The 680-nt window shown below is 64.0% G+C and carries 1 protein-coding gene; it reads left to right on the forward strand.

All coding sequences use genetic code 11. The annotated features are described in order from the left end of the window. Nucleotides 1–680, forward strand: a 680-nt coding sequence (locus PMI21_RS00005) for an RHS repeat domain-containing protein (RefSeq protein ID WP_007942238.1), incomplete at both ends; no start/stop codon positions are given.

Raw genomic sequence — 680 nt, forward strand, 5'->3', positions numbered from 1 at the left:
CTACGACTCGCTGGGCCGACTGACCGGCGTCGACGATGGCCACGATCACCCGCTGGAGTTCGAGTACGACCAGCAGGACCGCCTGATCACCGAGCATCAGGGTTGGGGCACCTTGCGTTATCGCTACGACGCCTGCGGCCAGCTCAACCGCCTGCGTCTGCCGGACGGCAGCAAACTCGACTACCACCACGCCAAGGGCGGCGCGCTGACGGCCATCGACCTCAATGGCGCGCGACTGACCTCGCATACGTTCCTCGCCGGTCGCGAACAACACCGCCAACAAGGCCTGCTACTCAGTGAATATGCCTACGACGAACAGGGCCGTCTGAAGGCCCACGCTGTCGGCAAGCACCAACATCCGCTCTACCGCCGCGACTATGCCTACAGCCTCAATGGCAATCTCGACAGCATCGCCGACACCCGCCATGGACAGCGCAGCTATCAGTACGACCCGCTCAATCGACTGATCCGCGTCCGCCACTCCCGCGACCAACAGCCGGAAAGCTACGCCCACGATCCGGCCGGTAACCTGCTGATGCAGGACCGCCCCGGCCCCACGATCATCAAAGGCAATCGCCTGTTGATGCAGGGCGATCGCCACTTCGACTACGACGCCTTCGGCAACCTGATCCGCGAGCGCCGTGGCACCGGGCAGAAACTCGTCACCGAATACCGCTACG

It is taken from the genome of Pseudomonas sp. GM18 (genome assembly GCF_000282195.1).
In the GTDB taxonomy this organism is placed as follows: Bacteria; Pseudomonadota; Gammaproteobacteria; order Pseudomonadales; family Pseudomonadaceae; genus Aquipseudomonas.